The following is a 15122-nucleotide window of genomic DNA, read 5'->3' on the forward strand; positions in this document are numbered from 1 at the left end:
TTGGCTTTCACGCCGCTGGAGCTCAGGCGTGGCCGGCCGCTACACTCAAATGGGCGAGGTCGATGCCGATCGAGGCAAGAATCCGATCGTATTTGCGCTCGATGTCGGTATCGAACAGAAGCTCCGGAGTAGCCGGACAGGTCAGCCAGCCGTTTTCGGCTATCTCGGTTTCCAGCTGGCCGGCGCCCCAGCCCGAATAACCCAGCGCCATCAGCGCGTGACGGGGTCCCCGGCCCGACGATATGGCGCGCAATATGTCGACGGTCGCGGTCAGACAGACATCGTCGGAAACGGTCAGCGAAGACTCCACCCGGTAATCGCCCGTATGCAGCACGAAGCCGCGGCTGCGGTCGACGGGCCCGCCATTGCGAACGACGAAATCACGGGTACGGGCGGGCAACCGGATCGCCTCGTGCTCGTTCATGATGCCGAGTTGCACCAAAAGGTCCGGAAACAGCATCTGCTGCGTCTGGTTGATGATCAGGCCCATCGCGCCCTCATCGCTGTGGGCGCAGATGTAGATGACCGAGCGCGTGAAACGGTCGTCCTTCATGCCGGGCATGGCAATGAGGAACTGATCGTCGAGAAAGCCGCTGCCGGCGGCCGTCTTCTTGTGGCGCAACAAGTCCATGATCAGAGCGTAACGCGTTTCCCGGGCGCCGAAAAGATGTACCGCGCCGGTTTTCGACCAAGCCCGTTCCGCCGGCCGATCATTACCTGCGGCAAAGGTCACGCAAATATGATACCGGCAAGACCATGAAATCATTGCACGGCCATGAACGGACGATCAAATCATCACCATGCAAAGCTTGAAAATCCTGTTGCTCGGCGCCGCTGTCGGATCGGCAATCACACTCCCAGCCGCCGCCTCTTCGTCCGCCTGGTACAACAGCGAAGGCGGCAAGGTAAGGCTGGTGACGAGCGGCAAGCCCGACGATGCCGGCCGCATCCGGGGCGTTCTCGACATAGCGCTCAAGCCTGGCTGGAAGACTTATTGGCGCGACCCGGGCGACGCGGGTGTGCCGCCGCAACTCGATATCTCGGCCAGCACCAACATTTCCGATGCCAGCCTCTCCTTCCCGGCGCCGAAGCGTAATGACGACGGCTACGGCAAATGGGCGGGCTACGACTATCCGGTCTCGCTGCCGGTGACGTTCACGCTGTCGGCCGCGAAGGATCCGTCCGTCATCGACGCCGACATTTTCCTTGGCATTTGCGAGACGATATGCATCCCTGTGCAGACGCGGCTGACCGTCGACCCCGGCTCCGACCCGGACAATGCCGAGGACGCGGAGCTGGTCAAGGCGAGCTTCGCCGCCTTGCCCGCGCCGGCAAGATCCGACTTCGGCATCAACGTGCTGCCGGGCGACCATGAAACGCTGGTTGTGGAGGCGAGCTTTCCCGGCGATCCGGAAGCGGCGGACTTCTTCGTCGCAGGAGACCGCGACTACATGTTCGGTTCGCCGGCCCGTAGCCAGAAGGACGGCAAGCTGGTCTTCACCGTGCCGATCCTCGACCGGCCATCGACGACACCCACGGATGGCGGACTTCACTATACGCTGACGAGTTCGGCAGGCGCGGTCGAAGGGCTCTTGCCTTTCCCTTGATCCAGCCCCCCGCGATGGTTGCGGGAAACCGCATAGTTCGCTACCCAAGGCTACGTCCTTCCCCATTCTCCCAAGCGAGGAACTCATGACTATTTCCGCTGGCGACAGACTGCCCGATACGACGTTCAAGACGATGACTGCCGACGGTCCCAAGCCGATCACGACGGCCGAGATTTTTGCGGGAAAGAAGGTCGTGCTGTTTGCCGTGCCGGGCGCCTTCACGCCGACTTGCAGCAACAATCATTTGCCCGGCTACCTGGAGAACCGCGACGCCATCCTGGCGCGCGGTGTCGATACGATCGCCGTGGTTTCGGTCAACGACGTCCATGTCATGGGCGCCTGGGCGCGCTTCACCGGCGGTGAGGGCAAGATCCTGTTCCTCGCCGACGGCAATGGCGACTTCGCCAAGGCGATCGGCCTCGACGCCGACTTCTCCGGCGGAGGCATGGGTCTTCGGTCGAAGCGGTTTTCAATGATCGTCGATGACGGCAAGGTCACGTCGCTCAATGTCGAGACCAAGCCGGGCGTCGATGAATCCGGCGCCGCCAAGATCCTCGAACTGCTCTGACCATGACGTTCGACATCGCCTGGCGTAGCGTGGCGATCGGCATCGGCGCCACGCTGTTGATGGATGTCTGGGCCTTTCTTCTCTACAAGATGTTCGGTCAAGCACGGCCGAACTGGGCCCCCGTTGGCCGCTGGGTCTGGCATTTACGGGAAAAAGTCTTTCACGACGATATTGGCGATGCGACGCCCTATGTACACGAATCGGCTTTGGGCTGGGCCTTTCACTATTTTGTCGGCATCGTCTACGGCATCATCCTTGTCGTGGTGGCCGGAGCGGGCTGGCTTGTCGCGCCGACTTTCCTGCCGGCTTTCATCCTCGGCATGGTCACGGTCGGCGCCGGCTGGTTCCTGCTGGCGCCCGGCATGGGCGCGGGCTGGGCAGCGTCGAAGCGGCCCAACCCGATGAAGGTACGGGCGCTGAATCTGGTGTCACACACCGTGTTCGCTTTCGGACTCTACGGTACGGCGCTGCTGATCCGCTGAGGATCTGCGGCTGTGCCGGCCTGCCGATCGGCCGCCACCCGTGGACAATTCGGCGCGCGTCGTCCCATTCCGGCCACCTGAACCTGGGGATGCGTCACATAGCGCAGGCCCGGCATGACAGAGATCCCAGCCTGGGGATGGTGCCGCCCCGGAATTCAATAGCTTTGGGTCGAACGCCGCGCCTTTGCCACCGCCGGCTGTTTGGACTGCGAGACCGGCTTGGGTGGGGTAGAAACAAGCCTGACCGGGCCCTTCTTGAACGGCGCCATGCCCTCACGAGCAAGTTCGTCGGCGCGTTCGTTCTCGGTATGGCCGGCATGGCCCTTGACCCAGATCCAGGTGACCTTGTGACGCCGATTGGCTTCATCCAGCGCCTGCCAGAGTTCGCCGTTCTTGACGGGCTTCTTGTCGGCGGTCTTCCAGCCGTTCTTCTTCCAGCCATGGATCCACTTTGAAATGCCGTCCATGACATATTTGCTGTCGGTGTGAAGATCGACCGTGCAAGGTTCCTTGAGCGCATTCAGCGCCGAGATGGCGGCAAGCAATTCCATACGGTTGTTGGTCGTCTCGGCCTCGCCACCCGATAGTTCCTTGGTGGCGCCATTGAAGCGCAGGATCGCGCCCCAGCCGCCCGGGCCGGGATTGCCCGAACAGGCGCCATCGGTGAAGATCTCAACGTGTTTGCTCATGCCAGCCCATATTCCGAAGCAGATTTGATCGTCCGATGAAACCGCATTCTTCTGATGTATTCGGTCGGATCGCGTTTCATTACCAGCCCGCCATCGGGAACGGTCAGCCAGTCATACAGCCGGGTCAGCATGAAACGCAGCGCCGAGCCCCGTGCCAGCATCGGAAGTGCCGCCTTTTCCTGATTGCTCAGAGGCCGCACACCTTGGTAGCCGGCAAGCAGCGCCTTGCCCTTGGTGAGATTGAAGGAAAAATCCTTCTCGAAACACCAGGCGTTCAGGCATGTGGCGACGTCATAGGCGTAGAGGTCGTTGCAAGCGAAATAAAAATCAATCAGGCCGGAGAGCTTCTCGCCGAGAAAGAACACATTGTCCGGGAAAAGATCGGCATGGATGATGCCTTCCGGGAGACCCTTCGGCCAATTCCGCTCGAAGTCGGCGAAGTCGGCGTCGACTTCGGCCGCAAGGCCCGGCTCGACCTCGTCGGCACGGTCGCGGGCTGCCGACCAGAGCTTGCGCCAGCCGTCGATGGCGAGCGCATTGGGGCGGGTCATCGGAAAGTCGGCACCGGCCAGATGCAGGGAGGCCAGCGCCTTGCCGACCTCGGCGCAATGGATCGATGTCGGCCGCCGGAGCGAGAGACCCTCGAGGAAAGTGATGATGACGGCCGGCCGGCCCGCCAGCGTGCCGATGACGCTGCCGTCATGCGCGGTTACCGGCAGCGGGCAGGACACACCCTTTTTGGCGAGATGGCCCATCAACCCGAGGAAAAACGGCAGATCCGCCTTTTCGACCCGTCTTTCATAGAGCGTCAGGATGTAGGAGCCGCTGGAGGTGTGCAGCAAAAAATTCGAGTTCTCGGTGCCCTCCGCGATGCCCTTGTAGGACAGGAGATCGCCGACTGGGTAGTGCTTCAGGAATGCGCCGAGTTCGCCTTCCGCAACGTCGGTGTAGACCGCCATGTGCCTTACGGCGCCCCGTTGACGAAAGCCATGTCGGCCGCCGTCAGTTCGACATCGCGCAGTACCCGCATGACGGGAAAATCCTCCGTTTCAGTGGCCGTGATGGCCAGGTCGATCGTGACATCGAAGCGCTGGCGGAACGCATCGATGATCTCGTCGACGATGATCTCCGGGGCGGATGCCCCCGCCGACAGACCGAGCGTCGAGATGTCGCCGATGTCATCCCACGGAATCTCGGCGGCGCGCTGCACGAGAAGCGACATCGCAGCCCCCGCACGCTCAGCCACTTCGACAAGACGCCGCGAATTGGAGGAATTGGGCGCGCCGACGATCAGGTAGAGATCGGCGCCCGCAGCGGTATCCTTGACCGCTTCCTGACGGTTCGTGGTGGCATAGCAGATCGATTCCGCCGCCGGCGCCTTCAGGTCGGGAAAGCGGTCCTGCAGCGCGCGGATGATGCCGGCCGTGTCCTCGACCGATAGCGTGGTCTGGGTGACGAAGCCGAGCGCCTTCGGGTCCGCCGGCGCAAGCCTCGCGGCATCGGCTTCGGTCTCGATCAGCGTTACCGCGCCCTCCGGCAATTGTCCCATCGTGCCGATCACCTCGGGATGTCCGGCATGGCCGATCAGGAGCACGTGGCGGCCGAGCCGCTGGTGGCGCATCGCTTGCTTGTGGACCTTGGAGACCAGCGGACAGGTGGCGTCGAGATAGAACAAATTGCGCGCCTGGGCATCCGCCGGTACCGACTTCGGCACGCCATGCGCGGAAAAGACGACCGGCGACTGCCGATGTTCGGCCGGAATCTCGGAAAGTTCCTCGATAAAGACGGCGCCAAGGCTTTGCAGACCCTCGACGACATAGCGGTTGTGCACGATCTCATGGCGGACATAGACCGGCGCGCCATATTTCTTCAGCGCCAGCACGACGATCTGGATAGCACGGTCGACGCCGGCGCAAAAACCGCGCGGCTGGCAGAGGCGGATCGTCAGAGAAGGCTTTGTCGTGGTCTGAAGCATGAATCCGGGCCGTTTGATCAGAGCCGAAATGAGGTGCCTACCCCCGTCCTGTCAAGGGCGATGGCCCTTCAAGCGGGTCGGTCGCGCTCATTCCTCTTTCGCTGGCCTGCGAAGCCGCAGGATGAGAACGGCGGCAAGTGCCGCGGCAAGCCCATACCAGGTCACGGCATATTGCAGATGGCTGTTCGGCAGGTCGATGATGGTGACACCGCCGATGGGCAAACCGCCCGGATTCGGCGTCTTGTCGGCGTCGATGAAGATTGGCACCAGCTTGGCGCTCGCCGGCAAGCCAGCGCTCGCCGCCATCACGTCACGGTCCTTCCAGTAAAAGATGTTCTTCGCCACGTCGTTGTCGGGAAGCATCATCGACGGCTTTGCCGGCAGCGGATTGCGAGCGAGGCCGGTGACCGTGACCTTGCCCGCGACCTGTCCCTTGGCGCGCTTGGCGGCATCCTTCAGATCGTATGGCACGAAACCGCGATTGATCAGGACGAAGCGGCCATCGTCGAGGGCCAGCGGCGTGTAGACGTTGAAGCCGGCTTCGCCTTCCCATGTTGCGTAGAAATGCCGCTCGCCGGAATGCAGGAACGTGCCGGTCACCGTCACCGGCGTGTAGTCGACGTCCCCAGTCGAGGCGAATTGTTTCTCCACCTCGGCCAGCGGGAGCGGCGGCGAGTGGGTGCGCTGGTCGATGGTCTGGATAAGACCTTCCTTCCAGTGCAGGCGCTGGACCTGCCAGGTGCCGAGCGCCAGCAGGATCAGGAGCAGGACGAGGCCAATGCCAAGCAGCAATACCGATCCTGGCCGCGAACGACCGCCCTTGGCGGACATGTCGGTCATTCGCCGCGATCCAGCCGGCCCTCGGCCGCCTTGTTGCGGTACTGCAGCGTAAGCAGCACCCCCTTGATCAGCCGGAGCGCCGTCAGGCACAGCACCAGCGCCAGCGGGATCCAGACCAGCAGATGCAGCCAGAGCGGCGGGCTCAGCGTCACTTCGACCCAGAGCGCCAGGCCGACGATGATGAAGCCGATGATCAGGATGACGAAAACCGCGGGCCCGTCGCCGGCATCGGCATAGGAATAATCAAGACCGCAATTGGTGCAGCGTTTGCCTACGGTGAGAAAGCCGGAAAACAGCCGCCCCTCGCCGCAGCGCGGGCAGCGTCCATGCAAGCCCGCGGAAATAGGGTCGATCGGAGGCCAGATCGCCTTGTCGTCGCTCATTGCTTACCGCTCAATCCTGATGGGTGTTCCATCGATCACCACCGCCCAGACTTCGTCCATGCCGGAGTCCGTAACGGCAATGCCGCCGTCGGTCCAGCCGACCAATTGAAGCAGCCGCCGAATCCGTTCGGCTGGCCGTGGATCATGATCATACCGCCGGCATCGACACTGTGCGCCCTCGCAACCGCCCGGATCGCATTGGACCGAAAAGAAGAAGGGCGGCCACGTTGCCGCAGCCGCCCCTTCAAAGTCATCAGACCGGTATCAGTGGGCTTCGATTACCGCGCCGACCGATCCCCAGACGTAGATCGAGGCGAACAGGAACAACCAGACCACGTCGACGAAATGCCAGTACCATGCGGCAGCCTCGAAACCGAAATGCTGCTTGGGCGTGAAATCGCCCTTCATGGCCCGGATCAGGCAGACGGCCAAGAAGATGGTGCCGATGATGACATGGAAGCCGTGGAAGCCGGTCGCCATGAAGAAGGTGGCGCCGTAGATGGAATCCTTGAAGGCGAACGGAGCATGCATGTACTCGTAGGCCTGCACCATGGTGAACAGCATGCCGAGGCCGACGGTCAGCACCAGCCCGTTGATCAGCCCCTTGCGATCGCCGTGGATAAGGGAGTGGTGCGCCCAGGTGACCGTGGTGCCCGACAACAGCAGGATCACGGTGTTATAGAGCGGCAGGTGGAAAGGATCGAGAACCTCCATGCCCTTCGGCGGCCAGACACCGCCGGTGAACGCGGTGCGGGCATATTGGTGGGCTTCGCTCGGAAACAGGCTGGCATCGAAATAGGCCCAGAACCAAGCGACGAAGAACATCACCTCGGAGGCGATGAACATGATCATGCCATAGCGCAGATGCAACGACACGACCCGCGTGTGATGGCCCTCATGCGCTTCCTTGATCGTGTCCGACCACCAGGCGAACATGGTGTAGAGGACGATCGCGAGGCCGATGAAGAACAGCCACGGATTGGCGATGTTGAAGCCGAAGATCGGGAACGAGCCGCCCTTCAGGTATTCCATGAGGCAAACGCCGCCAAAGGCGGTGACGAGCGCCCCTATCGATCCCAGGAAAGGCCACGGGCTCGGGTCGACGAGATGATAGTCGTGATGTTTTGCGTGCGCGTCTGCCATATCAACCCCCGAGATTTCCTTCGGTATTTGAAATTGTCTTGCTGTTGCCCTGGACCGGCTCTGACGATGCGACCGGCTTGTTCTTCTCGACCGGAAACATCGTGTAGGACAGGGTGATCGTCTTCACGTCCTTCAGTTCCGGCACGTTGACGATATCGGGGTCCACGTAGAACAGGACCGGCATGTCAAGCGTTTCGCCGGGCTTCAGCGTGGTGTCGGTGAAGCAGAAGCATTCGACCTTGTTGAAATAGGGACCCGCCAGTTCAGGCTGGACATTGAAGGTGGCGCGGCCGGTGATGGGGCGATCGAACTTGTTGGTCGCCTGATAGTGCGCCTGCACCGTCTCGCCGATCTTCATGGTCATCGAGCGCTGGACCGGCTGGAAATCCCACGGCACGCCGGCGATATTGGCGTCGAAGCGGACGGTGATCTCGCGATCGAGCACGCGGCCGGCATACTGCTTCTCGACGCGTTGCGTCGTGCCGCCATAGCCTGTCGCCTGGCAGAACATCTTGTACAGCGGCACCGCGGCATAGGCCATGCCGATCATGCCGGTGAAGAAGGCAACGCAGACGGCCGCAACAAGGCGGTTGCTGTTGTGCCCGGCCGGTTTGGCGCTCGTGTCGACACCCATCTCCCGCCTCACATCGTGCCAGAGAGGTTATGACCGAACTTCACGATCGTCGCGATATAGAAGATAACGACCAGCACGGCCAAGGCTACGCCGATGGCGACCGAGCGGTTGCGCCGGGCCTTCCGCTGGCGTTCGGTCAAGGTGACCGTTTCGAGCTTGTCTTCGATCATGCTCATGCTCCACCCACCGCAAGTGCACGTTCGACGACGCTGTCGGCGAGATAGACGGCGAAGATGGCGAAGAGATAGAGCAGCGAATAGCCGAACAACGCCTTGGCTGGCTTCATCGCGCGATCGTCGTCGGACATGCCAAGCACTTTCCACGCATACCAGACAAAGCCGAGCCCGAGCAGCAGGGCAGCCACGCCATAGAACGGCGTGGTGTAGCCAAGCAGCCACGGCAGCACACCGACCGGGGCCAGCACCAGAGCATAGGCGAAGATCTGACGGCGGGTCGACGCCGGGCCGGCGACATTGGGCATCATCGGGATGCCGGCGCGTTCATAATCCTGCGACTTGAACAGCGCCAGCGCCCAGAAATGCGGCGGCGTCCACAGGAAGATGATGAGGAACAGGACGACGCTCTCCAGGCTGACCGTGCCGGTCACCGCGGCCCAGCCGATCACGGGCGGAATGGCGCCGGCAGCACCGCCGATGACGATGTTCTGCGGCGTCCAGCGCTTCAGCCACATTGTGTAGACGACGGCATAGAAGAAGATGGTGAAGGCCAGCAGCGCCGCCGACAGCCAGTTGACCAGCACGCCGAGCGTCATCACCGACAAAACCGAAAGCACCAACCCAAAGCTCAACGCCTCGTGGGGCTGGATGCGGCCGGCCGGCACCGGGCGGGTGGCGGTGCGTGTCATCACCGCGTCGATATCGGCATCGTACCACATATTGAGCGCGCCGGAGGCACCAGCCCCGATGGCAATAGCCAGGATCGCGATCACCGCCAGCAGCGGATTGATGGTCACGGGTGCCGCGACCAGTCCGACAAAGGCGGTGAACACCACCAGCGACATGACGCGCGGCTTCAGGAGGGCGAAGAAATCACCCGCCGTCGCTTCCGACATGCGGAAGCCCGCTTCGTCAATGCTGGTTTCGTCGACAAGGGCCATGCGTACTCAAATCCATATTCCGTTTGGCCGAAACCGCCGGCAGGCCGGCGGTTTCAATTCCGGGCTGCCGCCTTATTTGATCTTCGGCAGCTGCTCCCATTGGTGGAACGGCGGCGGCGACGGCAGCTGCCATTCCAGCGTCGTTGCGCCCTCGCCCCATGGATTGGCGCCAGCGATCCGCTTCTTCTGGAAGGCTTCGAACACGCCATAGAGGAAGATCACCACGCCGACGGCCGAAATGTACGAACCGTAGGACGACACCATGTTCCAGCCCGCAAACGCGTCCGGATAGTCGATGGTGCGGCGCGGCATGCCGGCAAGGCCGAGGAAGTGCTGCGGGAAGAAGACAAGGTTGACGCCGACGAACATGACCCAGAAATGGGTGTTGGCGATGACGGGCGAATACATGTAGCCGGTCATCTTCGGGAACCAGTAGTACCAGCCGGCGAAGATGGCGAACACCGCCCCCAGCGACAGCACGTAATGGAAGTGCGCGATCACGAAATAGGTGTCGTGCAGCGACCGGTCGAGACCGGCATTGGCCAGCTGAACCCCGGTAACACCACCGATCGTGAACAGGAAGATGAAGCCCAGCGCCCACAGCATCGGCGGCTTGAACGATATCGATCCGCCCCACATCGTCGCGATCCAGGAGAAGATCTTCACGCCCGTCGGCACCGCGATGACCATGGTGGCGAAGACGAAGTAGCGCTGCGTGTCGAGCGACAGGCCGGTCGTGTACATGTGGTGCGCCCAGACGATGAAGCCGACCGCGCCGATCGCGACCATGGCGTAGGCCATGCCGAGATAGCCGAACACCGGCTTGCGCGAGAAGGTGGAGACGATATGGCTGATGATGCCGAAGCCCGGCAGGATCAGGATATACACTTCCGGATGGCCGAAGAACCAGAACAGGTGCTGGAACAGCAGCGGATCGCCGCCGCCATCGGGAGCGAAAAAGGTCGTGCCGAAATTGCGGTCGGTAAGCAGCATGGTGATGCCGCCGGCAAGGACCGGAAGCGACAACAGCAGCAGGAATGCGGTGACCAGCACCGACCAAGCAAACAGCGGCATCTTGTGCAGCGTCATGCCTGGCGCGCGCATGTTGAAGATGGTGGTGATGAAGTTGATGGCACCCAGGATCGAGGACGCGCCGGCGATGTGAATCGACAGGATCGCCAGATCCATGGCCGGACCGGGCTGACCGGAGGTCGAAAGCGGCGGATAGAGCGTCCAGCCGCCGCCGACGCCGTAGGCGCCAGGCGCGCTCGGCACGAACATCGAGATAAGCAGCAGGATGAAAGCCGGCGGCAGCAGCCAGAACGAGATGTTGTTCATGCGCGGGAACGCCATGTCCGGGGCGCCGATCATGATCGGCACCATCCAGTTGGCAAAACCGCCGATCAGGGCCGGCATGACCATGAAGAAGATCATGATCAGCGCGTGCGCTGTGGCGAAGGCGTTGTACATGCTCTTGCCGCCGTCGATCGCGGCGTCACCGTTCATGCCGTAGACCATCTGCGCCAGACCGCTGAAGATCTGGATGCCAGGCTCCTGCAACTCCATGCGGATGGCGACCGACAGCGCGCCGCCGATGATGCCGGCCATGATCGCGAAGATCAGGTAGAGCGTACCGATGTCCTTGTGGTTGGTCGAATAAACCCAGCGCACCCAACCATGATAAGGCTTGTGGTCGTGCCCGTCGTGAGCTGCAGCGTCTGCCATGTTCCGCTCCGTTCCCTAAATCTTGCTAACCCGCGGCATCAGTTGCCGGCGGCCGCTACCTTGTTCTGGCCATCGACCTCGGCCATCAGCGTCTTGTTGGCGCCGGGCAGATCGGTCTTGGCCGCAGCCAGCCAGGTCTTGAACTGCGCGTCGGAGACGACGCGGATGGCGATCGGCATGAAGGCATGGTCCTTGCCGCAGAGCTGCGAGCACTGGCCGTAGTAGAGGCCTTCCTTCTCCGCCTTGAACCAGGTCTCGTTGGTGCGGCCGGGAATGGCATCGATCTTGATGCCGAAGGACGGCATGGCGAAGGAATGGATCACGTCGGTCGCGGTGACGAGCACCCGGGTCATCGTGTGGACGGGCACCACCATCTCGTTGTCGACGGCAAGCAGGCGCGGATAGACCTTGCGATCTTCCTTGCCGGCGGCGGCACGGTCGCCATCCTGGAGGATCGCCGAGTTGAACGAGAGCGTGTTGTCGGTCTGGTATTCGTAATCCCAGTTCCACTGGTTGCCCGTCGCCTTGACGGTGAGCTTGGCTTCTTCCGGCGGCGTGTACTGCGCGGTCAAGAGCTGGAACGAGGGGATGGCGAGGCAGAGCAGGACGACGACGGGGCCGACAGTCCAGATCACCTCGATCAGCGTGTTGTGGCTGGTCTTGGACGGAACCGGGTTGGCGCTCGCGCGGAATTTCACGATGCAGTAGATCAGAAGGACCAATACCAGGGCGGTGATCGGGATGATGAACCACATCGTGTAGTTTCCGAACCACTCGATCTGGCGCATCATGTCGGTTGCCGGCGCCTGGAAGGTCGTCTCCCACTCGACGGGCTGATCGGCATGGGCGGCCGTGCCGGCGAAAAACGTGGTAACGGCACAAGCGCTTAGAAACTTGGCACTTGCTGGAAGCTTGGCGTTTGCCAGGAAATTTCTCATCGCCCTCTTCGTCTCCCAGTTCCTCGCGGCTGTGTCCACGAGAATAACGAACAATGCCGGGACGGGAATCCCGACTGTCTCAAGCTGGTTCAAACCATACTCTTTTTCCCTCCGCAAGAAAGGAGCGGAGGAAACCGTGCGGCATTTTTGCGCGCAAGCCGGAATGCATCTTTGAAGGCGGCGGCCGCCATGGCGAATCGGCTATGTTCGACGGATCGGCTGCTTGCTGCCGGCCGGCGCGCCTGGCGTCGTAATTCGGGCGAAATTGGCTAGGAAAAGCGCCGCATGGGCATTTTCGTGGCGGCTCGGCCGCTGTCTCGTCCTTTACTTGGCTTTGGCGCGGCTTAAAGTGCCGTGATTCGCAATGGAGCCGTCATGAACTCTTGGCTGTCGGGATTTGGGCTTTCGAGCCCCTTGGCGAAGGTCATCTTTCTCGCCGCCTTGTCCGTCGCCGGCTTGTCGGCCGCCGGCCAGGCCAACGCGGCCCAGCCGAGCGGCACGGTGCGCTCGACCCATGGCGCGTGGTCGATCATCTGCGACACGCCGGCCGGCGCCACGTCGGAACAATGCGTGATGATGCAGAACGTCGTCGCCGAGGACCGCCCCGAGATGGGGCTGTCGGTCGTGGTGCTGCGCACCGCCGACAACAAGGCGGAGATCCTGCGCGTGCTGGCGCCGCTCGGCGTGCTCTTGCCCAACGGGCTCGGCCTCAATGTCGACGGCAAGGATATCGGCCGCGCTTATTTCGTGCGCTGCTTCCAGGACGGCTGCTACGCTGAGGTCATTCTCGAGAAGCCGCTGCTCGATACGCTGAAGACCGGCACGTCGGCCACGTTCATCGTCTTCCAGACGCCAGAAGAAGGCATCGGCATCCCGGTGGACCTCAAGGGTTTTGCCGACGGATTTGCGGCCCTGCCGTAGACTCCCGCGCCTCGACCCGGGAGCTGCCGATCAACGATAGGTTTTCCGGACCTGGGATAGATCCGGGACGCCGCCGCCCTGCATTTGAATGACGATTGGCGATTGTCTGGGCGCGGCTTCGCGCCTACATCCCGGATATAACCATTCATCCACGGACATACGCCATGAACAGCCTTATCGGCCAATTCGATATTTCCGACGATCGCGTCAAGGAGATCGTCGCAGAGACCATCAACGGCGCCGACGATGGCGAGTTGTTCGTCGAATACAGCGAGAGCGAAGCGCTGATGTTCGACAACGGTCGGCTGAAGACGGCCAATTTCAACACCGACCAGGGTTTCGGCCTACGCGCGGTTGCCGGCGAAGCCAGCGGCTATGCCCACTCCAGCGACCTGTCCGAGGCTTCGCTGCGACGCGCGGCTAATGCCGTCTCGACCGTCAAGGGCGGTTATTCCGGAACGCTTGCCGCCGCGCCCGCCCGCACCAACCGCCATCTCTATGGCGATGAGAACCCGATCCCCTCCCCTTCCTTCGAGGCCAAGGCGAAGCTGTTGCAGGAAGTCGACGCATGGCTGCGCGCCGAGGATCCGCGCGTGCGCCAGGTCTCGGCATCGCTGACCTCGTCCTGGCAGCATGTCGAGATCGTGCGCGCCGACGGCCAGGTGGTGCGCGACATCCGGCCGCTGGTCAGGGTGAACGTGTCGGTGGTGGTCGGCGACGGCGACCGCCAGGAAAGCGGCTCCTACGGCATGGGCGGACGCAAGGCGTTCGGCGACTTCCTCGTCGAGGACAGCTGGAAGCACGCCGCCAAGGAGGCGCTGCGTCAGGCGCTGGTCAATCTCGAAGCCGTACCGGCGCCGGCCGGCACTTTCGACATCGTGCTCTCCAGCGGCTGGCCCGGCGTCATGCTGCACGAGGCCGTCGGCCACGGGCTGGAAGGCGACTTCAACCGCAAGAAGACATCCGCTTTCGCCGGCCTGATGGGCCAGCAGGTGGCGGCAAAGGGCGTCACCGTCGTCGATGACGGCACGATCGCGGAACGACGCGGGTCGCTCACCGTCGACGATGAAGGCACGCCTTCGGCGCGCAACGTGCTGATCGAGGACGGCAAGCTGGTCGGTTACATGCAGGACCGCCAGAACGCCCGGCTGATGGGCATGCGGGCCACCGGCAACGGAAGGCGCGAGGGCTACGCGCACCAGCCGATGCCGCGCATGACCAACACCTACATGACATCGGGCGACATGGAGCCGGACGAGATCATCGCCTCGGTCAGGAACGGCATCTATGCCGTCTCCTTCGGCGGCGGCCAGGTCGACATCACCTCCGGAAAGTTCGTGTTCGGCTGCACCGAAGCCTACATGATCGAGAACGGCAAGGTGACGCAACCGATCAAGGGCGCCATGCTGATCGGTAACGGGCCCGACGCCATGCACCGCGTTTCGATGATCGGCAATGACATGAAGCTCGACAACGGCATCGGTATGTGCGGCAAGGCTGGACAGGGCGTGCCGGTCGGCGTCGGCCAGCCGCACCTCAGGATGGACCAGATGACGGTCGGCGGCACAAGGGTTTGAAGCCGCCTCGTGGCCAGTCTGCTAGGTCTTGCTTACAGACCGGCGCGACGTGGCATACAGGATCAGGAAGCCGATAACGCCGCCGATCGCGTACTGGGTCCATGCACTCAGGTAGTCGACGGTCCCATCATGGCCCGAGACATAGAGCGCAGCGCCGACAAACGTCATGACCGCGACGCCAAGCGCATAGGATGGCACCAGCCCCACACGCGTGAATTTTCTCAAGATCCAAGCGAGCACCGCACCGGTGAGCGCCATGATGAGAGCCGAACCAAAAATCTCGGCAACAAAACCTGGTGAAATCATCTTCTCCCCCTATCCCAATTTGGATTATGCCTTTTTGCGGGGCAGATTCAACTGCAGTGGCGATGATCCACAACTTTAGCGATAAATCTGGCTGGGATTTCGGGGCAGACTGCATGACGCGACCAGTCTCGCTGAGCAGGGCTAGAGCGTTTCATATCTTGACGGAAGCGTAGCCTGCGTTTTCGAAGTAGTTCCTGCATTCGGCTGCCTCGATTGT

At 62.3% G+C, this 15122-nt stretch carries 18 protein-coding genes and 1 pseudogene; 5 read left to right on the forward strand and 14 right to left on the reverse strand.

Annotated elements, in window-relative coordinates:
- Nucleotides 1-22: 22 nt before the first annotated feature.
- Nucleotides 23-631, reverse strand: a complete 609-nt coding sequence (locus FJ949_RS08290; protein WP_140494949.1) for a YqgE/AlgH family protein — start codon at nt 629-631, stop codon at nt 23-25.
- Between the two features lie 169 nt (nt 632-800).
- Here FJ949_RS08290 and FJ949_RS08295 point away from each other — a divergent pair, with 169 nt between their 5' ends.
- The 3 genes from FJ949_RS08295 to FJ949_RS08305 all read left to right on the forward strand — a co-directional run bounded on the left by FJ949_RS08295 (nt 801) and on the right by FJ949_RS08305 (nt 2657).
- Nucleotides 801-1607 (forward strand): protein-disulfide reductase DsbD domain-containing protein, encoded by an 807-nt coding sequence (locus FJ949_RS08295; RefSeq protein ID WP_140494951.1) that lies wholly within the window; start codon nt 801-803, stop codon nt 1605-1607.
- A gap of 85 nt (nt 1608-1692) precedes the next feature.
- Nucleotides 1693-2175: a peroxiredoxin gene (locus FJ949_RS08300; protein WP_140494952.1), complete on the forward strand. Its 483-nt coding sequence runs from the start codon at nt 1693-1695 to the stop codon at nt 2173-2175.
- A gap of 2 nt (nt 2176-2177) precedes the next feature.
- Nucleotides 2178-2657 (forward strand): DUF2938 domain-containing protein, encoded by a 480-nt coding sequence (locus tag FJ949_RS08305; RefSeq protein WP_140494954.1) that lies wholly within the window; start codon nt 2178-2180, stop codon nt 2655-2657.
- A 155-nt stretch (nt 2658-2812) separates the two neighbouring features.
- Here FJ949_RS08305 and rnhA read toward each other — a convergent pair whose 3' ends face one another.
- The 12 genes and pseudogenes from rnhA to coxB all read right to left on the reverse strand — a co-directional run bounded on the left by rnhA (nt 2813) and on the right by coxB (nt 12218).
- On the reverse strand, nt 2813-3346 hold the full coding sequence (gene rnhA, locus FJ949_RS08310; RefSeq protein WP_140494956.1) for a ribonuclease HI: 534 nt from the start codon (nt 3344-3346) through the stop codon (nt 2813-2815).
- Nucleotides 3343-4305, reverse strand: a complete 963-nt coding sequence (locus FJ949_RS08315; RefSeq protein WP_140494958.1) for a homoserine kinase — start codon at nt 4303-4305, stop codon at nt 3343-3345. The genes rnhA and FJ949_RS08315 overlap by 4 nt, the downstream gene beginning before the upstream one ends.
- Nucleotides 4306-4310: 5 nt before the next feature.
- The gene (gene ispH / locus FJ949_RS08320; RefSeq protein WP_140494960.1) at nt 4311-5321 is read right to left on the reverse strand and encodes a 4-hydroxy-3-methylbut-2-enyl diphosphate reductase; all 1011 of its coding nucleotides are present in this window, start codon (nt 5319-5321) and stop codon (nt 4311-4313) included.
- A gap of 87 nt (nt 5322-5408) precedes the next feature.
- Nucleotides 5409-6161 carry an SURF1 family protein gene (locus FJ949_RS08325; protein WP_181169779.1) on the reverse strand — a complete coding sequence of 251 codons (753 nt, stop codon included), beginning with the start codon at nt 6159-6161 and terminating at the stop codon, nt 5409-5411.
- Nucleotides 6158-6544 carry a DUF983 domain-containing protein gene (locus FJ949_RS08330; protein ID WP_140494962.1) on the reverse strand — a complete coding sequence of 129 codons (387 nt, stop codon included), beginning with the start codon at nt 6542-6544 and terminating at the stop codon, nt 6158-6160. The genes FJ949_RS08325 and FJ949_RS08330 overlap by 4 nt, the downstream gene beginning before the upstream one ends.
- Nucleotides 6545-6547: 3 nt before the next feature.
- Nucleotides 6548-6732 (reverse strand): annotated as a pseudogene (locus FJ949_RS30620) (L,D-transpeptidase family protein); the annotation flags it as partial.
- 76 nt (nt 6733-6808) lie between these two features.
- On the reverse strand, nt 6809-7687 hold the full coding sequence (locus tag FJ949_RS08340; RefSeq protein ID WP_140494964.1) for a cytochrome c oxidase subunit 3: 879 nt from the start codon (nt 7685-7687) through the stop codon (nt 6809-6811).
- A gap of 1 nt (nt 7688) precedes the next feature.
- Entirely contained in the window at nt 7689-8321 is a 633-nt protein-coding gene (locus FJ949_RS08345) for a cytochrome c oxidase assembly protein (protein WP_140494966.1), read from the reverse strand.
- 8 nt (nt 8322-8329) lie between these two features.
- Nucleotides 8330-8491: a hypothetical protein gene (locus FJ949_RS08350; RefSeq protein WP_140494968.1), complete on the reverse strand. Its 162-nt coding sequence runs from the start codon at nt 8489-8491 to the stop codon at nt 8330-8332.
- A 2-nt stretch (nt 8492-8493) separates the two neighbouring features.
- Nucleotides 8494-9438: a heme o synthase gene (locus FJ949_RS08355; RefSeq protein WP_140494970.1), complete on the reverse strand. Its 945-nt coding sequence runs from the start codon at nt 9436-9438 to the stop codon at nt 8494-8496.
- A gap of 72 nt (nt 9439-9510) precedes the next feature.
- Nucleotides 9511-11163, reverse strand: coding sequence for a cytochrome c oxidase subunit I (gene ctaD, locus FJ949_RS08360; protein WP_140494972.1), 1653 nt, complete (start codon nt 11161-11163; stop codon nt 9511-9513).
- Nucleotides 11164-11201: 38 nt separating this feature from the next.
- Nucleotides 11202-12218 carry a cytochrome c oxidase subunit II gene (gene coxB / locus FJ949_RS08365; RefSeq protein ID WP_181167186.1) on the reverse strand — a complete coding sequence of 339 codons (1017 nt, stop codon included), beginning with the start codon at nt 12216-12218 and terminating at the stop codon, nt 11202-11204.
- Nucleotides 12219-12476: 258 nt separating this feature from the next.
- Here coxB and FJ949_RS08370 point away from each other — a divergent pair, with 258 nt between their 5' ends.
- Nucleotides 12477-13022, forward strand: a complete 546-nt coding sequence (locus FJ949_RS08370) for an invasion associated locus B family protein (protein ID WP_140494976.1) — start codon at nt 12477-12479, stop codon at nt 13020-13022.
- A 164-nt stretch (nt 13023-13186) separates the two neighbouring features.
- Complete coding sequence (tldD, locus tag FJ949_RS08375) at nt 13187-14599, forward strand: metalloprotease TldD (RefSeq protein WP_140494978.1); 1413 nt, start codon at nt 13187-13189, stop codon at nt 14597-14599.
- A gap of 21 nt (nt 14600-14620) precedes the next feature.
- Here the strand turns inward: tldD and FJ949_RS08380 are convergent, their stop codons facing one another.
- Entirely contained in the window at nt 14621-14905 is a 285-nt protein-coding gene (locus FJ949_RS08380; RefSeq protein ID WP_140494980.1) for a hypothetical protein, read from the reverse strand.
- Nucleotides 14906-15122 lie beyond the last annotated feature (217 nt).

This window comes from Mesorhizobium sp. B2-4-1 (genome assembly GCF_006442185.1).
Lineage (GTDB): Bacteria > Pseudomonadota > Alphaproteobacteria > Rhizobiales > Rhizobiaceae > Mesorhizobium.

Excerpts from the sequence above, each read along its gene's own strand:
- FJ949_RS08345 (WP_140494966.1), bottom strand. The coding sequence starts at position 8,321 with ATGGGTGTCGACACGAGCGCCAAACCGGCCGGGCACAACAGCAACCGC.
- ispH (WP_140494960.1), bottom strand. The coding sequence starts at position 5,321 with ATGCTTCAGACCACGACAAAGCCTTCTCTGACGATCCGCCTCTGCCAG.
- FJ949_RS08355 (WP_140494970.1), bottom strand. The coding sequence starts at position 9,438 with ATGGCCCTTGTCGACGAAACCAGCATTGACGAAGCGGGCTTCCGCATG.
- FJ949_RS08350 (WP_140494968.1), bottom strand. The coding sequence starts at position 8,491 with ATGATCGAAGACAAGCTCGAAACGGTCACCTTGACCGAACGCCAGCGG.
- FJ949_RS08370 (WP_140494976.1), top strand. The coding sequence starts at position 12,477 with ATGAACTCTTGGCTGTCGGGATTTGGGCTTTCGAGCCCCTTGGCGAAG.
- tldD (WP_140494978.1), top strand. The coding sequence starts at position 13,187 with ATGAACAGCCTTATCGGCCAATTCGATATTTCCGACGATCGCGTCAAG.
- FJ949_RS08295 (WP_140494951.1), top strand. The coding sequence starts at position 801 with ATGCAAAGCTTGAAAATCCTGTTGCTCGGCGCCGCTGTCGGATCGGCA.
- FJ949_RS08325 (WP_181169779.1), bottom strand. The coding sequence starts at position 6,161 with ATGACCGACATGTCCGCCAAGGGCGGTCGTTCGCGGCCAGGATCGGTA.
- FJ949_RS08340 (WP_140494964.1), bottom strand. The coding sequence starts at position 7,687 with ATGGCAGACGCGCACGCAAAACATCACGACTATCATCTCGTCGACCCG.
- FJ949_RS08305 (WP_140494954.1), top strand. The coding sequence starts at position 2,178 with ATGACGTTCGACATCGCCTGGCGTAGCGTGGCGATCGGCATCGGCGCC.
- FJ949_RS08330 (WP_140494962.1), bottom strand. The coding sequence starts at position 6,544 with ATGAGCGACGACAAGGCGATCTGGCCTCCGATCGACCCTATTTCCGCG.
- rnhA (WP_140494956.1), bottom strand. The coding sequence starts at position 3,346 with ATGAGCAAACACGTTGAGATCTTCACCGATGGCGCCTGTTCGGGCAAT.
- FJ949_RS08380 (WP_140494980.1), bottom strand. The coding sequence starts at position 14,905 with ATGATTTCACCAGGTTTTGTTGCCGAGATTTTTGGTTCGGCTCTCATC.
- FJ949_RS08315 (WP_140494958.1), bottom strand. The coding sequence starts at position 4,305 with ATGGCGGTCTACACCGACGTTGCGGAAGGCGAACTCGGCGCATTCCTG.
- ctaD (WP_140494972.1), bottom strand. The coding sequence starts at position 11,163 with ATGGCAGACGCTGCAGCTCACGACGGGCACGACCACAAGCCTTATCAT.
- FJ949_RS08300 (WP_140494952.1), top strand. The coding sequence starts at position 1,693 with ATGACTATTTCCGCTGGCGACAGACTGCCCGATACGACGTTCAAGACG.
- FJ949_RS08290 (WP_140494949.1), bottom strand. The coding sequence starts at position 631 with ATGGACTTGTTGCGCCACAAGAAGACGGCCGCCGGCAGCGGCTTTCTC.